This is a genomic window from Enterobacteriaceae endosymbiont of Plateumaris consimilis (assembly GCF_012563145.1).
Lineage (GTDB): Bacteria > Pseudomonadota > Gammaproteobacteria > Enterobacterales > Enterobacteriaceae.
Map to the genome: position 1 here is coordinate 412,345 of NZ_CP046230.1, position 22,126 is coordinate 434,470.

Annotated in this window: 18 protein-coding genes; 6 read left to right on the forward strand and 12 right to left on the reverse strand. The window is 20.7% G+C overall.

Features of this window, described 5'->3' with window-relative positions; translation table 11 throughout:
• Positions 1-18: 18 nt before the first annotated feature.
• The 11 genes from nuoH to parC form a co-directional block, all read right to left on the reverse strand.
• A complete protein-coding gene (gene nuoH, locus GJT81_RS01995; RefSeq protein WP_169785655.1) occupies positions 19-987 on the reverse strand; it encodes an NADH-quinone oxidoreductase subunit NuoH in 969 nt (322 codons plus the stop codon).
• A complete protein-coding gene (nuoG, locus tag GJT81_RS02000; protein ID WP_169785656.1) occupies positions 984-3,716 on the reverse strand; it encodes an NADH-quinone oxidoreductase subunit NuoG in 2,733 nt (910 codons plus the stop codon). Before nuoG ends, nuoH begins: the two co-directional genes overlap by 4 nt.
• A 101-nt stretch (positions 3,717-3,817) precedes the next feature.
• Complete coding sequence (gene nuoF, locus GJT81_RS02005; RefSeq protein ID WP_169785657.1) at positions 3,818-5,101, reverse strand: NADH-quinone oxidoreductase subunit NuoF; 1,284 nt, start codon at positions 5,099-5,101, stop codon at positions 3,818-3,820.
• A complete protein-coding gene (gene nuoE, locus GJT81_RS02010) occupies positions 5,082-5,594 on the reverse strand; it encodes an NADH-quinone oxidoreductase subunit NuoE (RefSeq protein ID WP_169785658.1) in 513 nt (170 codons plus the stop codon). The genes nuoF and nuoE overlap by 20 nt, the downstream gene beginning before the upstream one ends.
• Positions 5,595-5,602: 8 nt before the next feature.
• Positions 5,603-7,399 carry an NADH-quinone oxidoreductase subunit C/D gene (nuoC, locus tag GJT81_RS02015; protein WP_169785755.1) on the reverse strand — a complete coding sequence of 599 codons (1,797 nt, stop codon included), beginning with the start codon at positions 7,397-7,399 and terminating at the stop codon, positions 5,603-5,605.
• A 98-nt stretch (positions 7,400-7,497) separates the two neighbouring features.
• Positions 7,498-8,157 carry a NuoB/complex I 20 kDa subunit family protein gene (locus GJT81_RS02020; RefSeq protein WP_169785659.1) on the reverse strand — a complete coding sequence of 220 codons (660 nt, stop codon included), beginning with the start codon at positions 8,155-8,157 and terminating at the stop codon, positions 7,498-7,500.
• 39 nt (positions 8,158-8,196) lie between these two features.
• The gene (ndhC, locus tag GJT81_RS02025; protein ID WP_425591450.1) at positions 8,197-8,580 is read right to left on the reverse strand and encodes an NADH-quinone oxidoreductase subunit A; all 384 of its coding nucleotides are present in this window, start codon (positions 8,578-8,580) and stop codon (positions 8,197-8,199) included.
• A 142-nt stretch (positions 8,581-8,722) separates the two neighbouring features.
• Positions 8,723-10,018, reverse strand: a complete 1,296-nt coding sequence (gene thrC / locus GJT81_RS02030; RefSeq protein ID WP_169785661.1) for a threonine synthase — start codon at positions 10,016-10,018, stop codon at positions 8,723-8,725.
• Positions 10,015-10,950: a homoserine kinase gene (gene thrB / locus GJT81_RS02035; RefSeq protein ID WP_169785662.1), complete on the reverse strand. Its 936-nt coding sequence runs from the start codon at positions 10,948-10,950 to the stop codon at positions 10,015-10,017. Before thrB ends, thrC begins: the two co-directional genes overlap by 4 nt.
• Before the next feature lie 21 nt (positions 10,951-10,971).
• On the reverse strand, positions 10,972-13,413 hold the full coding sequence (gene thrA, locus GJT81_RS02040) for a bifunctional aspartate kinase/homoserine dehydrogenase I (protein ID WP_169785663.1): 2,442 nt from the start codon (positions 13,411-13,413) through the stop codon (positions 10,972-10,974).
• 449 nt (positions 13,414-13,862) lie between these two features.
• Complete coding sequence (gene parC, locus GJT81_RS02045; protein ID WP_169785664.1) at positions 13,863-16,124, reverse strand: DNA topoisomerase IV subunit A; 2,262 nt, start codon at positions 16,122-16,124, stop codon at positions 13,863-13,865.
• A 176-nt stretch (positions 16,125-16,300) separates the two neighbouring features.
• Between parC and GJT81_RS02050 the strand changes: the two genes are divergently transcribed.
• Both GJT81_RS02050 and tyrA read left to right on the forward strand, forming a co-directional pair.
• Positions 16,301-17,368: a 3-deoxy-7-phosphoheptulonate synthase gene (locus GJT81_RS02050; protein ID WP_169785665.1), complete on the forward strand. Its 1,068-nt coding sequence runs from the start codon at positions 16,301-16,303 to the stop codon at positions 17,366-17,368.
• Between the two features lie 18 nt (positions 17,369-17,386).
• Entirely contained in the window at positions 17,387-18,517 is a 1,131-nt protein-coding gene (gene tyrA, locus GJT81_RS02055; protein ID WP_169785666.1) for a bifunctional chorismate mutase/prephenate dehydrogenase, read from the forward strand.
• 83 nt (positions 18,518-18,600) lie between these two features.
• Here tyrA and bamD read toward each other — a convergent pair whose 3' ends face one another.
• Positions 18,601-19,323, reverse strand: coding sequence for an outer membrane protein assembly factor BamD (gene bamD / locus GJT81_RS02060; RefSeq protein ID WP_169785667.1), 723 nt, complete (start codon positions 19,321-19,323; stop codon positions 18,601-18,603).
• A 135-nt stretch (positions 19,324-19,458) separates the two neighbouring features.
• On the opposite strand from bamD, the gene GJT81_RS02480 reads away from it, so the two are divergent.
• From GJT81_RS02480 to GJT81_RS02075, 4 genes are all read left to right on the forward strand, one after another.
• Positions 19,459-19,662, forward strand: coding sequence for a S4 domain-containing protein (locus GJT81_RS02480; protein WP_247645449.1), 204 nt, complete (start codon positions 19,459-19,461; stop codon positions 19,660-19,662).
• On the forward strand, positions 19,581-20,366 hold the full coding sequence (locus GJT81_RS02065) for an RluA family pseudouridine synthase (protein WP_425591451.1): 786 nt from the start codon (positions 19,581-19,583) through the stop codon (positions 20,364-20,366). The genes GJT81_RS02480 and GJT81_RS02065 overlap by 82 nt, the downstream gene beginning before the upstream one ends.
• Positions 20,367-20,515: 149 nt before the next feature.
• Positions 20,516-21,181, forward strand: a complete 666-nt coding sequence (locus tag GJT81_RS02070; protein WP_169785668.1) for a DsbA family protein — start codon at positions 20,516-20,518, stop codon at positions 21,179-21,181.
• Positions 21,182-21,227: 46 nt separating this feature from the next.
• Positions 21,228-22,118 carry a 5'-3' exonuclease gene (locus GJT81_RS02075; protein WP_169785669.1) on the forward strand — a complete coding sequence of 297 codons (891 nt, stop codon included), beginning with the start codon at positions 21,228-21,230 and terminating at the stop codon, positions 22,116-22,118.
• Positions 22,119-22,126 lie beyond the last annotated feature (8 nt).

A 22,126-nucleotide genomic window follows, 5' to 3' on the forward strand; every position in this document is an offset into this window, starting at 1 on the left:
TTTATTAAATAAAATAACTTATATTACCATAATTAATGCAGTAAAAATAAGATTTATCAATGTTAATGGTAAACATATTAACCATCCAAAAGACATAATTTGATCATATCTAGGACGTGGTAAAGATGCTCTTATTAAAAAAAATAATAATATAAAAATTATTGTTTTTGAAAAAAACCATATAATAGGTGGTAAAATAGGTCCATACCAACCACCAAAAAATACTGTTGTTATTAAAGAAGAAATAATTATAATATTAATATATTCTCCTACAAAAAATAAACCAAATTTAATTCCTGAATATTCAATATGATATCCATCAGAAAGTTCTTGTTCTGTTTCTGGCTGGTCGAAAGGATGTCTATGACATAATGCTATAGCAGCAATAAAAAATGTGATAAATCCAAAAAATTGAGGTATAATATTCCAACAATAATATTGTTTGTATACAATATCATTTAAATTAAACGATCCTGTTTGACATATAACACCCATTAATGACAAACCTAAAAAAACTTCATAACTTAAAATTTGTGCGACTCCTCTAATTGAACCTAATAAAGCATATTTATTATTACTTGACCATCCTGCAAATAAAATGGAATAAACAGAAATGCTAGACATCATTAGAAAAAATAGAATACCAATAGTTAAATCAGATATTTTTAAAGTTGAAGTAATAGGTATTATTGCAAATATTGATAATAATGAATTAAAAGCAATAATAGGAGCAATATTAAAAAAAAAATTATCTGTAAAAGTTGGTATTATGTCTTCTTTAAAAATAATTTTTATCATGTCTGCTAATAATTGTAAAGATCCAAACCATCCAACTCTATTAGGACCGTAACGATTTTGAAATAATGCTAAAGTACGACGTTCTATAAAACTTAAATAAGCACCACTAATTATTAAAATTATTAATACGAATAAAGATTTTGAAATTATTAATAAATTATTTATATTAAAAAATACTGATAAATTCATTTTAATACCTTTAATTTTTCAATAGTTTTTCCTAAAAATACTAAAGGTATTCCTGGTATACCTAAAGGTAATCCAATTAATCCTTGATGTAAATTTTTTGAAATACGTAATGGTAAATGAATTTTATTATTTAAACAAAATATTTCTATTATACAATTATAAAAATTTTTTTTAATTCCTAAATTTATTGCATCTAATTTATTTATAATTATATATTGATGATAAAAATATTTTTTTATTAATTTTGATTTTTGAATTAAACTATCACTATAATATAAACTATAATAAGGAACAACAGTAAATTTTTCAAAATTTAACGATTTTTTAATGGTATAGGTATATTTAAACATATCTAATGATTTATTATTTTTATTTAAAATTTTTACTCCTGTAGGGCCATATTTAGATGAAATACCTATTTCTTTTTGAAATTTATTTAAAGATTGTAAAGAATTCCATCCTGAATGCCATAAAAATGGCAAATGAGAACATTTAATGTTAGAATCATAATTACCTTCCATAGAAAAGTTAAAAATAGTATCTTTATCTTCTAATTGCTTTTGTTCATGTATATTAATATTAGATAACATTGATGATCTTCCACTATAACGAATAGAAGATCTGGCAAATTTTCTGTCAAAAATTTTAAAATTAGCTTTTGGAGCTGCTTGACTGATTCCTTTAAGTATAGGTATTTTAAATTCACAATTTTTTATTATTTCATCTAAACTAATATTATTTAATATTTTGTTATTAATTTTAGATTTCAACTCAGATATCCATTTCCAACTAGCTTTAATTTGAATTTTTTTATTATAAAATATAGGATTATATGCTTGAAAAAATCTTTGTGCTCTAGATTCATTATTAATAACAGTACCACTACTTTCAAAAAAGCTAGCTGATGGTAATATGATATTTGCTTTTTTCATTGTATCTGTATATTGATGATCTATAACAATAATATTAGGTATATTTGCAAATATATTATCTAATTTATTTTTTTCTTCTTGAAAATACAAATCATTTTCCATAATAATTAATGTATCTATTTTAGATAGATTTGTATCAAATATTTCTTCTAAAGATTTACCATTAATTATGCCAACACCCATACTATTAACTGTATTTAGTACAAAAAACAATCCTGCATCTTTGTTATAAATATTCAAAGATTTAACTATATTATATGCTGCTGAAATTAATTTTAATGAACCAGAATTAGTTCCTGAAATAATTAAGGGTTTTTTTGCTTTTAATAATATTTGTGCTATGTTTTTTATTTGTTGTAATATATTATTATCAGAAATAAAAATATCAGATGATTTATTTGTAATATAATCAGATAAAATAAAACCAAAATTAACTTGATTTTCAATTGAAGAATAATAATTCCAACTAGAGATATCATCTAAAGATGTATTATCTATATTTGTTATAAATAATGGATTTTTAAATGTATTATTTGCATTTAAAATTGCATTACTATTCCAAGATGGAATATCTTTATTAGATATATTAAATAAATTTTTTTTAATAGCCTGTCGTATTGATAATGCTAATCTAGGACTAGTTATACTAATATCTTCACCTAAAATTAAAATTGCATCATAATTTTCTATTTCAGTAAGAGTAGGACAATATATATTTTTACTTTGTAATATTTTTATGATTAAATCAATCTGTAATTTTTCTTGTTTTAAAATTCCAATAGAAAAATTCTCTTCTCCAACTAAATCTTTTAAAACAAAATTACTTTCTATACTTGCTCTAGGTGATCCAATACCAACAATTCTTTTTGATTTTTTTATTAAACTAATAATTTTTTCTATTGTTTTTGAATATTCTAAAATAATATTTTGATTATTAATTTTCTGAGTAACTTGTAATGGTCTATTATTAGAATTTACATAACCAGAACCAAAACGTCCACGATCACAGATAAAATAGTGATTTATTTCTTCATGAAATCTATTTTCTACACTAGATAAATATCCATAACGTTCTCCTACTGTAATATTACAACCTAAAGAACAATTTTGACAAATGCTAGGAGCATATTGCATATCCCATTTTCTAGAAAAATGTTCAGAATAAGTTTTATCTGTAAAGACTCCTGTAGGACATATTTCTACTAAATTACCTGAACATTCATTTTCTAATATTCCATCAGTTATTCTTCCAAAGTACAGATTATTATTAGCACCAAAAACATCAAAATCTTTTCCATCAGCATAATCTTTATAAAATCTTACACAACGATAACACTTAATACAACGATTCATTGTATGTGATATAAAAGGACCTAAATTTTGATTTTTATATTGTTTTTTTACAAAATTATATCTACGATAAACATGACCAGTCATTACTGTCATATCTTGTAAATGACAACTACCACCAGCATCACAAATAGGACAATCATGCGGATGATTAATCATTAATAATTCAATTATATTTTTACGAAAATTTTTTATTTCTATATCATTTATAGAAATATATAAATTTTCAGTAGGTGAAGACATACAAGACATTACAACATGTCCTTTTAATTTTTTACAATTATCATATTTTTTTACTGCACACAAACGACATGATCCTACACTGCCAAGAATAGGATGCCAGCAAAAATATGGTAAATCAAAACCTAAAGATAAACATATTTTTAATAAATTATCTTTTTTATTAACTTTATAAGATTGTCCATCTATATTAATAATTATAGTCATAATAAATATATTCCAGTAAGTTATTAAAATAAATATTTTATTATTTATTTAATATTTTTATATATAAATTTATGATAAAAAATTTATATATAATTTTATATTTACTGCGATATTCCTAATTCAAACTCATTTAAAAAATATTTTAGTGCACTATTTAATGGTTCTATAGCACCAATAGGAAGAGCACAAAAAGATTTTCCTTCTATTAATTGAGTACTAACTTCTTTTAATAATTTTATATCTTTAATATGACCTTTTTTCTTTTCTAATTTATCTAATATTTTTACAATCCATGGTAATCCTTCACGACATGGTGTACAAAATCCACAAGATTCTCTTGCAAAAAATATTTCTAAATTTTTCACTAAAGATATCATATTAATATTATTATCAATAGCCATAGATAATCCAGTACCTAATCTATTACCTATTTTTTGAAAACTAATAAAATCCATAGGTATATCTAAATGATTTTCAGTTAAAAATCCTGTTCCTGCACCACCAATTTGCCAAGCTTTTAATTTTAATCCATTTTTCATACCTCCAGCATATTTTTCTAATACTTCACGAGCACTAGTACCAAATGGTAATTCCCATACTCCAGGATTTTTAACATTTCCAGAAAAACCTAACATTTTTGTACCATTATCATATTTACTTTTAGAAATATTTTTATACCAATCAGAACCATTTATTAATATACTAGATATATTAAATAAAGTTTCAACATTATTAATACATGTAGGCCTACCCCATAATCCAATAGAAGAAGGAAAAGGAGGTTTAAATCTAGGATTAGCTCTTTTACCTTCTAATGAATTAATTAATGCTGTTTCTTCACCACAAATATATCTACCTGCTCCTATATGCATATATAGTTCAAAACTAAATGCTGTATTTAAGATATTTTTTCCTAAAAATCCTAATGTATAAGCTTCTTTGATTGCTACAGCTAAAATTTTAGCACATGTTATATATTCTCCTCTTAAAAAAATATATCCTTGATTAGCTTGTATTGCAAAAGCACTAATGATAATACCTTCTATTAATTGATGAGGAATATGTTCTATTAAAAAACGATCTTTATAAGTTCCAGGTTCCATTTCATCTGCATTACATAATAAATATCGAATTTCAGAATTATCTTTTTTATTAGGCATTAAGCTCCATTTTAATCCAGTAGAAAAACCTGCACCTCCCCTACCTTTTAACTCTGCATTTTTAATTAATTTAATAACTTCTTCTGGAATCATATTCTTTAATGTTTTATTTAAACCAATATAACCATTTTTTTGAATATATTCTTTTGAAAAAACTGGTTTATTATCATGTCTCATACGCCATGTTAACGGATGATTTTCTTCATTAAGATTTAATTTTTTCATTAATATATTTATCCAAAATTTGATTGATATCATTTTTTGATACTGAAGTATAAATTTGATTATTAATCATAATACTAGGACTTTTATCACATAAACCTAAACAACATATAGGTAATAAAGTAAATAAACCATTAACAGTTGTTTCACCAGGAATAATTTTTAATTTATGCTTTATGATTTTTAAAATTTTTTCATATCCTGTTATGTAACATACAACACTATCACAATATTTAATAATATATTTTCCTACTGGATATCTAAAAATTTGACTATAAAATGTTGCAATACTATCAATTTCAGCTGGTGAAATATTTAATAATTTAGCAACAATATAAATTATATCATCAGATATCCAACCATATTGTTTTTGTAAATATATTAATACTTCAATAGAAGCTGCATGACTATGTTCATAATGAGATTTTATTTTATTAATTATTTTTAGATCTTTTCTATTTAATATATATTTTTTTTTATTAATTATTTTATTCATAGTTTATATTAACGATCAACATCAGACATAACAAAATCAATACTGCCTAGATATGTAATTAAATCAGATATTAAACTACCTTTAATAACTGAAGGTATTTGTTGTAAATGAGCAAAACTTGGAGTTCTTATTCTTGTACGATAACTAGTAGCATTACCATCACTAATTAAATAATAGCTATTAATACCTTTGGTTGCTTCTATCATTTGAAATGATTCATTAGGAGGTATCACAGGTCCCCAAGAAACTTGTAAAAAATGAGTAATTAATGTCTCAATGTCTTTTAATGTTTTTTCTTTTCGTGGCGGAGTTGTTAAAGGATGATCTACTTTAAATGGTCCTGAAGGCATATTATTTAAACATTGTTGTAAAATATGTAAACTTTGCCATATTTCTTCCATTTTTAATATAACTCTAGAATAACAATCACTTATATTATTGCCTACTGGAATTTCAAAATCAAAATTTTCATAACCAGAATAAGGTCTCCACTTACGTACATCAAAATTTAAACCAGTAGCTCTTAATCCAGAACCTGTAATCCCCCATTGTATGGCTTCTTTTTGTGAATACGATGCTACATTTTTTGATCGAGATATTAAAATACTATTTTCTAAAGCTGTTTTTTTATAAATTTGTAATCTTTTAGGTAACCATTTTAATATTTTTTTTAATAATATATTCCATCCTTTTGGTAAATCATTTGCTAAACCACCTATTCTAAACCATGCAGGATGCATTCTAGCACCTGTAATAGCTTCAATTATATCATATATTTTTTGCCGATCAGTAAATGCAAGAAATACAGGAGTCATAGCACCAACATCTTGAATAAAAGTAGATAAATATAATAAATGACTATTAATACGAAATAATTCAGATAACATAATTCTGATAACTTTAATTCTATCTGAAACAATAATGTTTGCTAATTTTTCTACCGCAAGAATATAAGGCATTTCATTTATACAACCACCTAAATATTCAATGCGATCTGTATATGGAATATAAGTATGCCAAGTTTGTCTTTCAGCTATTTTTTCTGCACCTCTATGATGATATCCTATATCAGGTATACAATCTATAATTTCTTCTCCATTTAATTGTAAAATTATTCTAAAAGCTCCATGTACAGAAGGATGATTTGGACCTAAATTTAAAAACATATAATCATAATTTTTATTATTAACTTTTATTCCCCATTCTTCTGGATTAAATTTTGTATTTTCAATATCTATTTTATATTTATTTTTAGATAAAGTATAAAATTCATTTTCAGTTGCTCTCGCAGGAAAATCTTTACGTAAAGGATAACCACTATCCCAATTATACGGTAAAAGAATATGAGATAAATGAGGATGATTAATAAAATTAATCCCAAACATTTCCCATATTTCTCTTTCATACCAATTAGCATTAACAAAATATTCTGTTATACTATCAACAAATAAATCATTTTTTATTAATGGAACTTTAATTATTAAATCAATGTTTCTATTAATTGAAATGAAATGATAAAACAAAGAAAAATCCATTTTTAATATTAAATTAAATTTATTATGATGTAGTCTTTCATCTACACCGTGAATATCATATAACATATTATATGGATTATAAATTTTATACAAAAATTTTATAAAACATATTAAGTTTTTTTTTTTAATCCAAATGACTAATGGCATATTTATATTTTTATTATTTTGTATTAAAAAACTTTTTGGTCCGAAATAATTGTCTAATTGTTTAATTATTGAATCATTTAAACTATTAGCTAAAGATTTAGAACAAATTTTATTTATTGACATTTTTTTTTCTAAATTATTATTTGAATTATTCATAAATATTCCATCTATTATTTCAATAATAACAAAATTACTAATTTAACAAATAATAAATAAATTAATTAAATTTTTTCAGGAGAACGTAATTTTACATTTTTTTTAAGTTTTGTTTGTGATGTCATTTTAGGTTTATATATTCCTTGATCACCCATTATCCAAGATAATGGACGTCTTTCTTCATTAATAGATTTTTGTAATAATAATAAAGCTTGAATATATGCTTCCGGTCTAGGAGGACATCCTGGAATATAAACATCAACTGGTAAAAATTTATCTACTCCTTGAACTACAGAATATATATCATACATTCCACCAGAATTAGCACATGCTCCCATAGAAATTACCCATTTAGGCTCTAACATTTGATCATATAATCTTTGTATAATAGGCGCCATTTTAAGAAAACATGTTCCTGCTATAACCATAAAATCAGCTTGTCTAGGAGATGATCTTAAAACCTCTGATCCAAATCGAGATATATCATTAATAGATGTAAATGATGTAGTCATTTCAACATAGCAACAAGAAAGACCAAAATTATATGGCCATAAAGAATTTTTTCTGCCCCAATTAATAATTTTATGAGTAATTTTTTTTAAATTACCTAAAAATATATTTTGATTAATTTGATTTTCAATCGGATCATTATTAATATTTTTTTTTTCTTCTAATGGATATATTTTTTTATTATTAATATTTGTTTTAGTAAGAATATATTTCATAATATAATGTTTATTATACTTTTAATAAAAAATTAAAAATTATTTTTTAGATTTCCAATTCAAAGCATTTACTTTAAATAAATAAAATAAACTAATTAAAATTGTTATTATAAATAATAATCCTTCTATAAATCCTTCTAATTTAGTTTCTTTAATAGAAATAGACCATATATATAAATATAATGCTTCAACATCAAAAATCACAAAAAACATAGCTATTAAATAAAATTTAATAAAAATTTTTATTTGAGAATTACCAAAAGAACAAGTTCCAGATTCAAAAGGTATATTTTTATCTATGCCATAAGAACGACCTCCTAAAAAATGTGATACTAACATAACAGTGCAACTAATTATAATAGCAAATATTTGAAATGTAAAAAAAGATAAGTTATTAATATAATGATCTGTAAAAATCATAATTTATAATTTATAATTAAAGTTAATTTATTGATAATATATTAAGTAAACATAATATGTAAATAAATTAATATTTTTATAATAAATAATTATTAATATAAACAAATTTAAATTATATATTTAAATATAATAAATAATAAATTTATTAAATATAATTTTTTATTAAAAAAGTTTTAAAATAAGTAAAATTATTTGGAAAATTATAAGACAAATTTTCTTTTTTTATATAATTAGTCAACACAATTGGTAATTTTATTCTTATTTTTAAGATTTTATCTATATAATCTTGAAATTTTGCTGGATGTGCAGTACCCAAAAAAATTCCAAAATCTTCTTGACATTTTATTTTTGAAGACAAAGCATGATATGCAATTGCAGAATGTGGTTCTGTAATATATTTATATTTATTATATAATTTTATTATAGATTTCTCAGTAAGATTATCTGATATAGATTGAGATGATAATCTATTTAAATTCCAATTATTTATTTTAAATAATTCTAATATACGTGGCCAATTATTTGGATTATTTACATCCATAGCATTAGATAATGTTGTAATAGTTTTTTTAGGTTTCCAAATACCATTTTTAAGATATCTTAAAACTGTATCATTAGAATTAGTAGCAGCTATAAATTTTTTTATAGGTAAACCCATTGATTTGGCTATTAATCCAGCAGTTAAATTACCAAAATTACCACAAGGTATAGAAACAATAACATTGTTTCTATTATTTTTTTTAATTTTAGCAAAAGCTTCAAAATAATAACATATTTGAGCTATTAATCTGCTGATATTAATTGAATTTGCAGAATTAAGAATAACTTTATTTCTTAAATAAGTATCTTCAAAAGATTGTTTAACTAATTTTTGACAATCATCAAAATTTCCTTCAATAGCAATTGTTTTTATATTTTTACCTAAAGTACAAAACAATTTTTCTTGTAAAACAGAAATTTTATTTTTAGGATATAAAATTATAACTTCAATATTATTTATATTATAAAAAGCATGAGCAACTGCTGCTCCAGTATCACCAGATGTAGCTGTTAAAATAATAATTTTTTTTTGTTCAGTAAAATAATTTAATATTTGTGACATAAAACGAACACCAAAATCTTTAAAAGATAAAGTTGGTCCGTGAAATAATTCTAAACAAAAAATATTATTTTTAATATTAATTAATTTTAATGGAAAATTAAATGCTTTATGTATAATTTTTGTTAAATTTTTTAAAGAAATTTCATCTTTGATAAATAAAGATATTAAATAACTACTGCGATTAATAAAATCCATATCTAGTATTTGATTAATATTTTTTAAATTAATTTTAGGTATAAAACTTGGAAAAAATAACCCTTGATTTTTACCTAATCCTATTTTGAGTGCTTGTTTAAAATTTATTATTTCTTTATAATTATTTATATTATAAAAATTCATTTTGTCTCCATTATTTGTGTACCTTTTTTATTAACTATACAAATATATACAAAGCCTTTTTGATTTTGTAAATAATTTTTTTTTAACCACTTAACCATATTTTTTGCAATATTCAAATTATTAAATATACTAAATATAGTTGGTCCAGATCCAGCAATACCATAACTTAAAGCTCCTAATTTTTTAGAAATTTTACGAATTTTTTCAAAATGAGGTAATAGAGATTTTCTATATGGTTCAGCGATAAAATCTTTCATTAATTTTGCTGCAAGTAATTCTTGTTTAGTATGACTTGCATGTATAAATCCTGCTAAATATTGACTTTGTTTAATACAAATATTTTTTTTATAATAATTAGGAAGAATTTTTCTAGAATCATAAGTTGAAAGTTTTATTCCAGGATATATGATAACCCAAAACCAATTATCAAATACTGGTATATCTTGAATAATTAAATTATCTGTTATTAGTATTAATTTAATTCCACCCAAATAGCAAGGAGCAACATTATCATAATGTACATTACCAGATAATGATTGTTCTAATTCTCCCATTAAGATTAATAATTCATTATCATTTAAGGGATTATTGAGAAATAAGTTCATAGCTTTTAAAAAAGCTACTATAGAACAAGAGCTTGAACCTAAACCTGAAGCTACAGGTACATTTTTTTCTAAAATAATTTTTAATGGCACTATTTTACCTATTTTATTACAAAATTTTGACCAACAATGAAAAATAATATTTTTATAAAAATCTTTTGGTAAATCATTTAAAAAATATCCTTTATTTATTAATATAAATTTTTTAGATGATGTAATTGACACATAATCACCTAAAATTCCTCCATCTAATCTAGATAATGCTATACCTAATGAGTCAAATCCAACATTTATATTTCCAATAGAAGCAGGAGCATAGATTTTTATCATTACTTCAAATTCCTATTTTTATTAAATAATAATACGTAATAAATCAGCAAATACTCCTGAAGCAGTAACTTTATTTCCAGCTCCATAACCTCTTAATACTAAAGGTATTGGTTGATAATATTTACTATAAAAAGCTAAAGCATTTTCACCATTTTTAATTTCAAATAAAGGATTTTTTTTATCTATTTGTAAAATTTGTACTTTACAAGTACCATATTTATTTATACTACCTATAAAACGAAGCACTTTATTTTCTTTTTTAGCATTTTGTATTTTTTTTTCAAAATTTGCATCTAATTCTGGCAATAAAGACATAAACTCTTTGACTGAATTTAAATTATTAAATTTATTAGGAATAATAGATTCTATCTGAATATCATTTAATTCTAAATCATAACCAATTTCTCTAGCTAAAATAAGAAGTTTTCTAGCAACATCTATACCTGATAAATCAATTCGTGGATCAGGTTCTGTAAAACCCATTTCTTTTGCCATATATGTAGCTTTAGATAAAGATATACCTTCTTCTAATTTTCCAAAAATAAATGAAAGAGATCCAGATAATATTCCTGTAAAATTAATTAATTTATCACCTGTATTTATTAAATTTTGTAAATTAAAAATTACAGGTAAACCAGCACCTACATTAGTTTCATAAAAAAATTTACAGTTATTTTTTTTAGCTATTATACGTAAATCTTTATAATATTTTAAAGAAGATGTATTAGCTTTTTTATTAGTAGCTATTACATGAAAACCATTATTAAAAAAATTAATATATTGATGAGCTATTTTTTGTGAAGAAGTACAATCTATAATAACAGGATTAATAAATTTATATTCTTTAATATTAGAAATAAAATTTTCTATTGTATAATTATTATAATTATTTTTAATTTGTAAAAACCAATTTTTTAAATTAATACCATTAATATTTATTAAAGAAGATTTAGAATTGAAAATACCACAAATTTTAATATTAATAAATTTACTTTTTAATAATTTTTGTTGATTATTTATTTGTTCTAGTAATGTACTACCTATTCCTCCAATACCTATAACAAATACTTCTATCACTTTCTCTTTATAAAATAATAATTGATGTGCTAATTTCATAATAGCATCTACATAATTATTTTTTATTACTATAGAGATAGAATTTTGTAAAAAATTTTGTGAAATAGTTAAAATATTAGTTTTAGTAATTTTAAAAACATATAAAAATTTCATTATTATATTAATATAATTATTTATTTTATCACCTACTAAAGAAATAATAGATAGTTTTTCTATAAAATATAAAGGATTAATTAATTTGTTTTTAAATTCTAAAACAAAATTATTTTCTATTAATATTTTAAAATAATTTGCTTGTTTTTTAAAAATATAAAAATATATGCCATGTTTAGAAGATGAATGTATCATTAATAAAATTAATATTTTTGATTTAAAGATAATATCTAATATTTTTGGCATTATATGTTGTATTGTTTTAGTTTTTTTACTAGAAACATAAAACATCACTACATTTTTTTGTTCAGTAATACTTTTTATTAATGGAAAATGATTATTTTCACTTATAAGTGTTCCTGAAGATTGTGGATTCATTGTATTTTTTATTATACATTGTATCTTGTATTTAGATATAGGAGAAATCGTATTATAATGAATTACTTTAGCTCCTAAGTAAGATAATGTTGTTGCTTCTTTATAAGATATAAATGGTAATAATTTAGCACTTGTTATAAAATTAGGATCAGCCGTATAGATTCCATCTACATCAGTCCAAATTTCACAATATTTCACATTTAAACAAGATGCTAAAGCAGATGCTGAATAATCTGAACCATTACGACCTAATAAAACCAATTCATTATTTTTATTGGAAGCAGTAAAACCAGCCATTAAGATAATATCAATATCTAATAAATTAATATTTTTTATTCTTTGAGAAGAAATATTTATATTAATTTTAGATTCTAAATAATCGCCTTTAGCTAATAAATATTTTTTTGGATCTATGATATAAACATTATAATTTTTAGAAATTAATAATTCTTTCATAAAAATAACAGAAAATTTTTCTCCTTGTGCTAATATTTTAGCATAAATTATATCAGGACAAAAATTTAATAAACTAACACCATTCAATAAATTTTCTAATAATAAAAAAATAATATTTATTTTTTTTTTAATATTATTAATATTCAAATATTTTTCTTCATAAGAAAGTTCTTGAATTAAATTTGAAAAAAATTTTTTTATTTTTATAAAATCTATTTGAAAAGCTTCATTTTTTATAGCTTTTTTTATTATTAATATTAAATAATTTGTAATTTTTGAAGATGCAGATAATACTATAGCTAATTTTTCTTTTTTTGAATAATTAGAAATAATGTTTACTACCATTAAAAATTTTTTTGCATTTGATAATGATGTTCCACCAAATTTCAATACTCGCATTTTATTCTAACCTACCTTTAATAATTACTATTATTTATAATAATGCTAAATATTTTAAATATTGAAAAATATTTTTAAAATAATATTTATTATTAATAATTATTTATCCTTAAATAATAATAAATGCAATAAATATGAATAAATAATTTTAATTATTATATTATTTAATAATTATTTGGATTTTATATTGAATATTTAATTAAAATTATATTAGTTAAATTTAAAATTAATAATATAAAGTTTTATATAAAAGAATTTTTCAAGATGAAAAAATTTTTTTATTAAAGAACATAAAAAATATTTTTTATAAATAAAAACATATTTTATTATGAATTTTAATTAGTTATTGTTAATATTTAACAATATTTTTTTAATTAATATAATATTTTATATTTAAAATTAAAATAAATAAAAAATCATTTAACTAATATTATTATTTTTAATAAAATTTAATTTTCTTTTTTTTTATCTAAAAAGATATTTTTTATTTTTTCTTTTGTATCTAAAAAAAAACCTTTATGATTTTTATTCATATAAAATTTTTTTAATTCTTTAAATTTTAATTTAAGTTGTTGATTATTTAATTCAACAAAAATAACTGATTTACTATTAATAACGAATATCCATTCTAACTTATCTTTATTTTGAACAAAATTTTTATTATCAATTAATATTAATTTATTACCTTTACCTTTAGATAATTTTGGTAGAATATTAATTGGAAATAATAAAAATCTTCCTATAGAAGATACAACTAATATCATATCTTTTTTATCATTAATAATTAAAGGAGGTAAAACTTCTGCTTTTTCAGAAAGTATCATTAAAGATTTACCATTTCTATTACATGCAATTAAGTCACTAAAATTACATAAAAAACCATAACCAGAACTAGAAGATAATAAAATTTCTTTATTATTTTCTTCCATTAATATACTTTTTATTATAGAACCATGAGGTATTTTTAATTTACTTGATAATGGTTCACCTTGACTACGTAATGGTGGTAAAGAAATGGTATCTATACTATAACTACGTCCTTTTGAATCAATTAATACAATTGTCTGATTTTTTTTACCTTTAACAGAAATAAAAAATGAATCTCCAGATTTGTAATTTAAATTCATGGGATCAATAGCATGTCCTTTAGCAGATCTAATCCAACCCATTTTAGATAAAATTACAGTAATAGGTTCATTAGATATTGATAATTCATTTTCAGTTAATAATTTAGCTTCACTATACTTTTTTAATAATGAACGACGATTATTTGAATATTTACTTATAGTTAATAATATTTCTTTTTTTAACAAAGCATTCATTTTATTTTTTGATGACAATATATCACTAATATGTTTATGTTCTTTTTCTAATTGATATTGTTCATCAATTATTTTTTTTTTTTCTATTAATGTAATAGCACGTAATTTTAAATTTAATAAAGTTTCTATTTGTAATTTAGACATGTTAAATTTCTTTTGAATTATAGAATTAGGATTTAAATTTAAACGAATAATTTGTATTAATTCTTCTAAATTATTATGAGCTATTAATAAACCCTTTAAAATATGTATTTTTTTTATTAATTTATTTAAATAAAAATTTAAACGTTTTTTGACTATGTTTCTTCTAAATAAAATCCATTCTGATAAAATTTCTAATAAATTTTTTATAGAAGGTTTATTATTTAAACCTATCATATTTAAATTAATACGATAACTTTTTTCTAAATCAGTTATAAAAAATAAATGATGTACAATTTTTTCTAATTTTAAATAATTATAATTATTTTTAATAAATATAACAATTCTTATTGGATTTTCATAATCAGATTCATCTCTTATATCTTCAATCATTGGTAATTTTTTATTTCTTATTTGTGTAGTTATTTGCTCTATTATCCGTATAACTGAAACTTGATATGGTAATGATGTTATTATTATAGAATTGTTTTTTATACACCATAAAGATCTTAATCTAATAGATCCTTTGCCATTTTCATATATTTTACGCAGTTCTTTTTTAGAAGTAATAATTTCACTTTCAGTTGGAAAATCTGGACCCTGAATAATTTTTAGTATATCATCTAATGTACTTTCAGGATAATCAATTAATTTAATAATAGCTGTTGCTACTTCTTTAATATTGTGTGGTGGAATATCTGTAACCATTCCTACAGCAATTCCTATTGCACCATTTAAAATAATATTAGGTAAACAAGCAGGAAGTATTTTAGGTTCTAATAATGAACCATCAAAATTAGAAACATAATCAACAGTTCCTTTTTCAATTTCATTTAATAATAAATCAGAGTATTTTGATAAACGAGACTCTGTATATCTCATAGCAGCAAAAGATTTAGGATCATCAGGAGAACCCCAATTTCCTTGTCCTTCTATTAAAGGATATCTATAAGAAAAAGATTGCGCCATTAATACCATAGCTTCATAACATGCTACATCTCCATGTGGATGGTATTTCCCAATTACATCACCAATAGTTCTAGCAGATTTTTTAAATTTAGAAGAAGATTTTAATCCTAATTCAGACATAGCATATATAACTCTTCTTTGAACAGGTTTTAAACCATCACCAATATGTGGTAATGCTCTATCTGAAATAACATAAATTGAATAATTTAAATAAGCGTTTTCAGCGAATTTATATAATTCTATAGATCTTTCTTTTTTTTTTTGAATTTTTTTTACCATAAATTTTATTTATTCCTTTATATAAATATATTTATTTAAATAATGTTATTATTAAAACATATTTAAATTATTTTAATAGTTAAAATATTTTTTAAATAAGTATTTATGTATTTTAATATATATATGTTACGTTTGTAATAAATAACATTACTATAATATTTGAGGTTTATTTAATTATGCAAAATAATATTAGTAATAATTTTACTAAAGAAGAAAATTTAATTACTCCTAAAGAATTAAAAAAAAAATTACCTATTACAGAAAACATAAAAAAACAAATATTATTTTCACGTCAAGTTATATGTAATATAATTAATAAAAAAGATTCTAGAATATTAATTATTTGTGGTCCTTGTTCTATTCATAATATTAAAGAAACTTTAGAATATGCTAAATTATTAAAAAAAATTTCTTTAGAATTAAATAAAACTATATATATAGTTATGCGTGTTTATTTTGAAAAACCACGTACAATTATTGGATGGAAGGGACTAATTAATGATCCTTATATGAATAATTCTTATAATATTAATAAAGGATTATATATTGCACGTAAATTATTACTAAAATTAAACGAAATGGGAATTCCTTTAGCTACAGAAATATTAGATCCTAATACTCCACAATATTTAAGTGAACTATTTAGTTGGTCTGCTATTGGAGCACGTACTACTGAATCTCAAATTCATAGAGAATTAGCATCTTCATTAGAAATGCCATTAGGATTTAAAAACAATACAAACGGAAATATTACAACTGCTATTAATGCTATTAAAGCAGCATCTATATCACATAATTTTATTAGTTCTAATCAAGAAGGATTAGTTTGTATAATCAAAACATCAGGAAATCAAAATTGTCATATAATTTTACGTGGAGGTAAAAAAACTAATTATCATGAAAAAGATATAAAAGAATGTAATAATAACCTTATAAAAGCAGGATTACAATCTAATATCATGATAGATTGTAGTCATAATAATTCAAATAAAAATTTTAAACGTCAAACTATTGTTGTTGATTCTATCATCTCTCAAATTCAAAAAGGTGATAATTCTATTATAGGAATAATGTTAGAAAGTTATATTAATGAAGGTAATCAATTAATGAATATAAATAATTATAATAAATTAAAATATGGGATATCAATTACAGATGGTTGTATTAGTTGGGAAACAACAGAAAATATTTTACATAAAATTTATAATAAACTAAATAAAATACTTCCATTACGTTTTTTATAATAAGATGTAACAATTAATATGACTAAAAAAAATACGGTAACTAAATTAATTACATTACGTAATAAAATTGATAAATTAGATACAAATTTAATAAATCTTTTATCAGAACGTTTAAAGTTAGTCAAAAAAATAGGAATATTAAAAAGTTTTTATGGTTTTCCTATTTATATTCCAGAACGTGAAAAATTAATAATAGATTTACGAAGTAAAGAAGCACAAAAACTAGGAGTATCTCCAAATTTAATTAAAGATATATTATATCGTATAATGTACGAATCTTATATAAATGAAAATGAAAATGGTTTTAGAACATTAAATCCAGATTTAAAAAAAATATTAATTATTGGTGGTAGAGGTGGTATGGGACAATTATTTAAAAAAATGTTAATATTATCTGGATATAAAGTTAATATTTTAGAAAAAGAAGATTGGAATAAAAATATAGATAGTTTTTTTTTAAATGTAAAAATGGTAATAATTAGTGTTCCTATATCATCGTTAGATGATGTAATTAAAAAATTACCTGTATTATCTAAAGAATGTATATTAGTAGATGTTACTTCAATAAAAAATGAACCAATACAAAAAATGTTAAAAAAACATAATGGTCCTGTACTTGGATTGCATCCAATGTTTAGTCCTGAAAATAATATTTTAGCAAAAAAAATAATAATATATTGTAATGGTCGTTATCCTGAATCTTATAATTGGTTTTTAAAACAAATAAAAATTTGGGGAGTAAAATTAAAATGTATGGATAAAATAGAACATGATAAATATATGTCTTTTATTCAATCGTTAAGATATTTTTCTATATTGGTTCATAGTTTTAATTTATCTACAGAAAGTATTAAAGTAAAAGAACTATTAAAATTTTCTTCTCCAGCATATAATGTAGATTTAATTATGACAGGAAGATTTTTTTCACAAAATCCTGATTTATATGCTGACATATTAATGTCATCTCATAATAATATAAAATTAATAAAAAATTATTTAAAAAAATCAAATTATATTTTATCATTAATTGAACAAAAAAATAAAACAGAACTAATAAAATTATTTTATAAAATAAAACATTGGTTTAAATTTTATATAAAATCTTTATATTTAAAAAGTAATAATATTTTACGACATATTAATAATTAAAACTAATATATATTAATTTTAATTTTTAGAAACTTAATATTAGTTATAATATTAAGTTTCTAAATATTTAAAACATATTTTGATTAAATTACATTAAGAATTTTATATGTTTTTTCCATTATTATTAATGCTAAAATACTTTCTGAAGTATAAGGATAATTTTTAATTAACATTTCACATCTTTTTACCACTGATATATACATTTCTTTATTAAAATAAAATTGAATTACATTTAATTCATATAATGCTAAACGTTTTTTTAAAAATTTTAATCTTTTTTTAATAAAAGGTATATAAATACTGTTAGGATAATTTTTAACTAACAACTGTAAGTCATATATAGCTTGATTAGCATAAAAAGGATTACAATCATTTCTATTTATTCTAAATAAATATTGCATTTTATTATTATCTAGTGATATTTCTGATAAACTTTTTATATAAAGTAAATAATCTGTATATTTTGATATAGGATATATTCTAATAAACTCATCAAATAAATCTATAGCAGAAATAAATCTTTTATTTAAATAATATAAATAAATTAAATTAACTTTAATTTGTTCAGTATATTTACTATAAGGATATAATTTATCAAGTTGTTCAAATTGTAACATTGCCTCTGTATAGTTTTTTTTAAACAAATTGTTATTTGCTTCTAAATATTTAGTTTTAATAAAAAAATTTGTTGTTACAATTTTTTTTTTATTATTAATATGTTTATATTGAGAACAATTAGTTATTATTACTAATAATGAAACTATTAATATTTTACAAAAAATATTTTTTATTATAATTTTTTTCATATTTTAGTCTTTAAAAATAAAATTTTTTATTTAACAATAATATTTTTTACTATATTATGTTATTTATTACTAATAAAATTAAATTTTATGAATACAATAAAATTAAGTAAAACTGTTTATAAATCTGATAATAGAATGAGATTAGATATATTTCTTACTAAAAAACTCTTTCAATTTTCAAGATCTCAAATAAAAAATTGGATTATTAATAATAATATAAAGATTAATGATATTATTATAAATCAACCTAAAAAAAAATTCTTACAGGAGATAAAATACAAGTCGATATTAAAATATCACAAGAACGAATTCTGTGGAAAGCACAAAATATTCCATTAAATATCATCTATAATGATAATTATTTATTAATAATAAATAAATCTTCAAATTTAGTAGTACATCCAGGAAATGGTAATTTAGATAAAACATTATTTAATGCTTTATTATATTATTATCCTTTTCTTAGAGATTTACCAAGAGCTGGTATTATTCATAGACTAGATAAAAATACAACCGGATTAATAATTATAGCAAAAACAATGTTGTCATATATGAATTTAAAAATAGCTTTAAAACAACATAAAATTATAAGAGAATATGAAGCTATAGTAAATGGTATTATTCAATACAATGATATTATTAACCATCCAATAAAAAAATTTTATAAAAAAAAAAATATACGTATGAATGTAACTGATAAAGGTAAAAAAGCAATAACACAATATTTTTTAAAACATGTATTTAAAATGCATAGTCACCTAAGAATTAGATTACATACTGGACGTACACATCAAATTAGAGTACATTTAGAATATATTAATCATAGTATTGTAGGTGATCCTATATATAATAATAAATCTCAAATGAATATTATAACAATTAATAATAAAAAATATTTAATTAATAAAATATTAAAAAGACAAGCATTACATGCGTGTTATTTAGAATTTATGCATCCTATAAATAATTATTTATTAAAGTTTAATTCATCTTTACCTAAAGATATAAAACATTTAATTTCTATTTTAAAAAAATTCAAATAAATATTTTTTATATAAAATTATTATGTTTAATAAAAAATTATATTTGAATTAAATTAAATATAAAACATCAAATTAATAAAAAAATAATTTTATTAATTTAATATTTTAGTTTATTATATTTATAATTAAAAATTTTATTTGAAAAAAATATGAATATTAAAAAATACATACTGTTTTGCGGTAGTTTATTTTTATTAATTTTTTCTAACGTTTGTTTATCAGCTACAAAATATATACAAGATGTACATTATGAATTAATAAAAAAATCTCCAAAAATAATTCATTATCCTAAAACTCCAATTACAGAATTTTTTTCTTTTTTATGTCCTCATTGTTATGATTTTTATAATATGACTCAAACAAAAAATTTACTAGTTAAAAATTTTTTAAAAAATTTACAAATTAAAAAATATCATATAGATAGTATGGGAGATACAAAATTAGCTAAATTAGCTACTTATAATTGGAGTATAGCTATAGCGTTAAATGTTGAAAATAAAGTTATTATAGCAATATTTGAAGGTATACAAAAATCTCATAAAATTTATAATTATTCAACTATGAAAAAAATATTTATTAAAGCAGCTAATATAGACAAAAATATTTATGATGCAGCATGGAATAGTTTTATAGTTAAAGCATTAAATGCAAAACAAATAGAATTAGCTAACGCTTGGAATGTTACATCAATACCATTTATTGTAGTTAATAACAAATACCATATAATATTAGATTCATTAAATTTTACATCTACAAATATTTTTCTTAATGATTATATAAATCTTATAAAAGTTCTTTTAAAAAAAGAAAATTAAATAATGTAAATTTTGATAAAATATTTTTTATAAAAATATATAATATATGAAAAAAAAACTAATATTAATAGACGGATCGTTTTATTTATATAGAGCTTATTATGCTTTACCTAATTTAATGAATAGTGGAGGCTTTCCTACAGGAGCAATATATGGTTTTCTAAATATGTTTAATAAAATTATTAATAATAATTTACATAATTATATTATTATTATTTTTGATTCTGTTGGTAAATCATTTAGAAAAAAAATATTTAATAATTATAAATTAAAACGTATTAGAATGCCAAAAAATTTAATTGTTCAAATAAAACCTTTATATAATATTATAAAATCTATGGGATATCATATAATATCTATGAAAAATATTGAAGCAGATGATATCATTGGTACTGTTGCTATAAAAGCAGTTCAAAATAATTATTTTGTTTCTATTTTTAGTATAGATAAAGATATGGCTCAATTAGTATCTAATGATATTAATTTAATTAATCCTGTTAATAATTTTATTTCAGGTCCTAATGAAATATATAATAAATATGGTGTAATGCCAAATATGATAAGTGATTTATTGGCATTACAAGGAGATCCTATAGACAATATACCTGGTGTAAAAGGTATTGGAAAAAAAATAAGTGCTTATCTTATAAATAATATAGGAAATTTAAAATGTATTTATAAAAATATAAATTTTATAAATAATTTAAATATTAAAAAAGTACAATATATAAAAAAATGTTTATTAAATAATAAAAAATTAGCTTTTCTTTCACATAAATTAACAAAAATTAAAACAAATATTAATATTAATATAGACTTAAATAATTTATATATATATTATAAACCAAATGAAAAACATTTATTACATTTATATAAAAAATATGAATTTCAAAAATTAATTAATAATATTAAAAATAAAAATATTAATTTTATTTAATATTTAAA

Coding starts and splice junctions, on each gene's coding strand:
- nuoH (WP_169785655.1), bottom strand. CDS start 987: ATGAATTTATCAGTATTTTTTAATATAAATAATTTATTAATAATTTCA.
- nuoG (WP_169785656.1), bottom strand. CDS start 3,716: ATGACTATAATTATTAATATAGATGGACAATCTTATAAAGTTAATAAA.
- nuoF (WP_169785657.1), bottom strand. CDS start 5,101: ATGAAAAAATTAAATCTTAATGAAGAAAATCATCCGTTAACATGGCGT.
- nuoE (WP_169785658.1), bottom strand. CDS start 5,594: ATGAATAAAATAATTAATAAAAAAAAATATATATTAAATAGAAAAGAT.
- nuoC (WP_169785755.1), bottom strand. CDS start 7,399: ATGTCAATAAATAAAATTTGTTCTAAATCTTTAGCTAATAGTTTAAAT.
- GJT81_RS02020 (WP_169785659.1), bottom strand. CDS start 8,157: ATGAAATATATTCTTACTAAAACAAATATTAATAATAAAAAAATATAT.
- thrC (WP_169785661.1), bottom strand. CDS start 10,018: ATGAATTTTTATAATATAAATAATTATAAAGAAATAATAAATTTTAAA.
- thrB (WP_169785662.1), bottom strand. CDS start 10,950: ATGATAAAAATCTATGCTCCTGCTTCTATTGGAAATATAAATGTTGGA.
- thrA (WP_169785663.1), bottom strand. CDS start 13,413: ATGCGAGTATTGAAATTTGGTGGAACATCATTATCAAATGCAAAAAAA.
- parC (WP_169785664.1), bottom strand. CDS start 16,124: ATGGTAAAAAAAATTCAAAAAAAAAAAGAAAGATCTATAGAATTATAT.
- GJT81_RS02050 (WP_169785665.1), top strand. CDS start 16,301: ATGCAAAATAATATTAGTAATAATTTTACTAAAGAAGAAAATTTAATT.
- tyrA (WP_169785666.1), top strand. CDS start 17,387: ATGACTAAAAAAAATACGGTAACTAAATTAATTACATTACGTAATAAA.
- bamD (WP_169785667.1), bottom strand. CDS start 19,323: ATGAAAAAAATTATAATAAAAAATATTTTTTGTAAAATATTAATAGTT.
- GJT81_RS02480 (WP_247645449.1), top strand. CDS start 19,459: ATGAGATTAGATATATTTCTTACTAAAAAACTCTTTCAATTTTCAAGA.
- GJT81_RS02070 (WP_169785668.1), top strand. CDS start 20,516: ATGAATATTAAAAAATACATACTGTTTTGCGGTAGTTTATTTTTATTA.
- GJT81_RS02075 (WP_169785669.1), top strand. CDS start 21,228: ATGAAAAAAAAACTAATATTAATAGACGGATCGTTTTATTTATATAGA.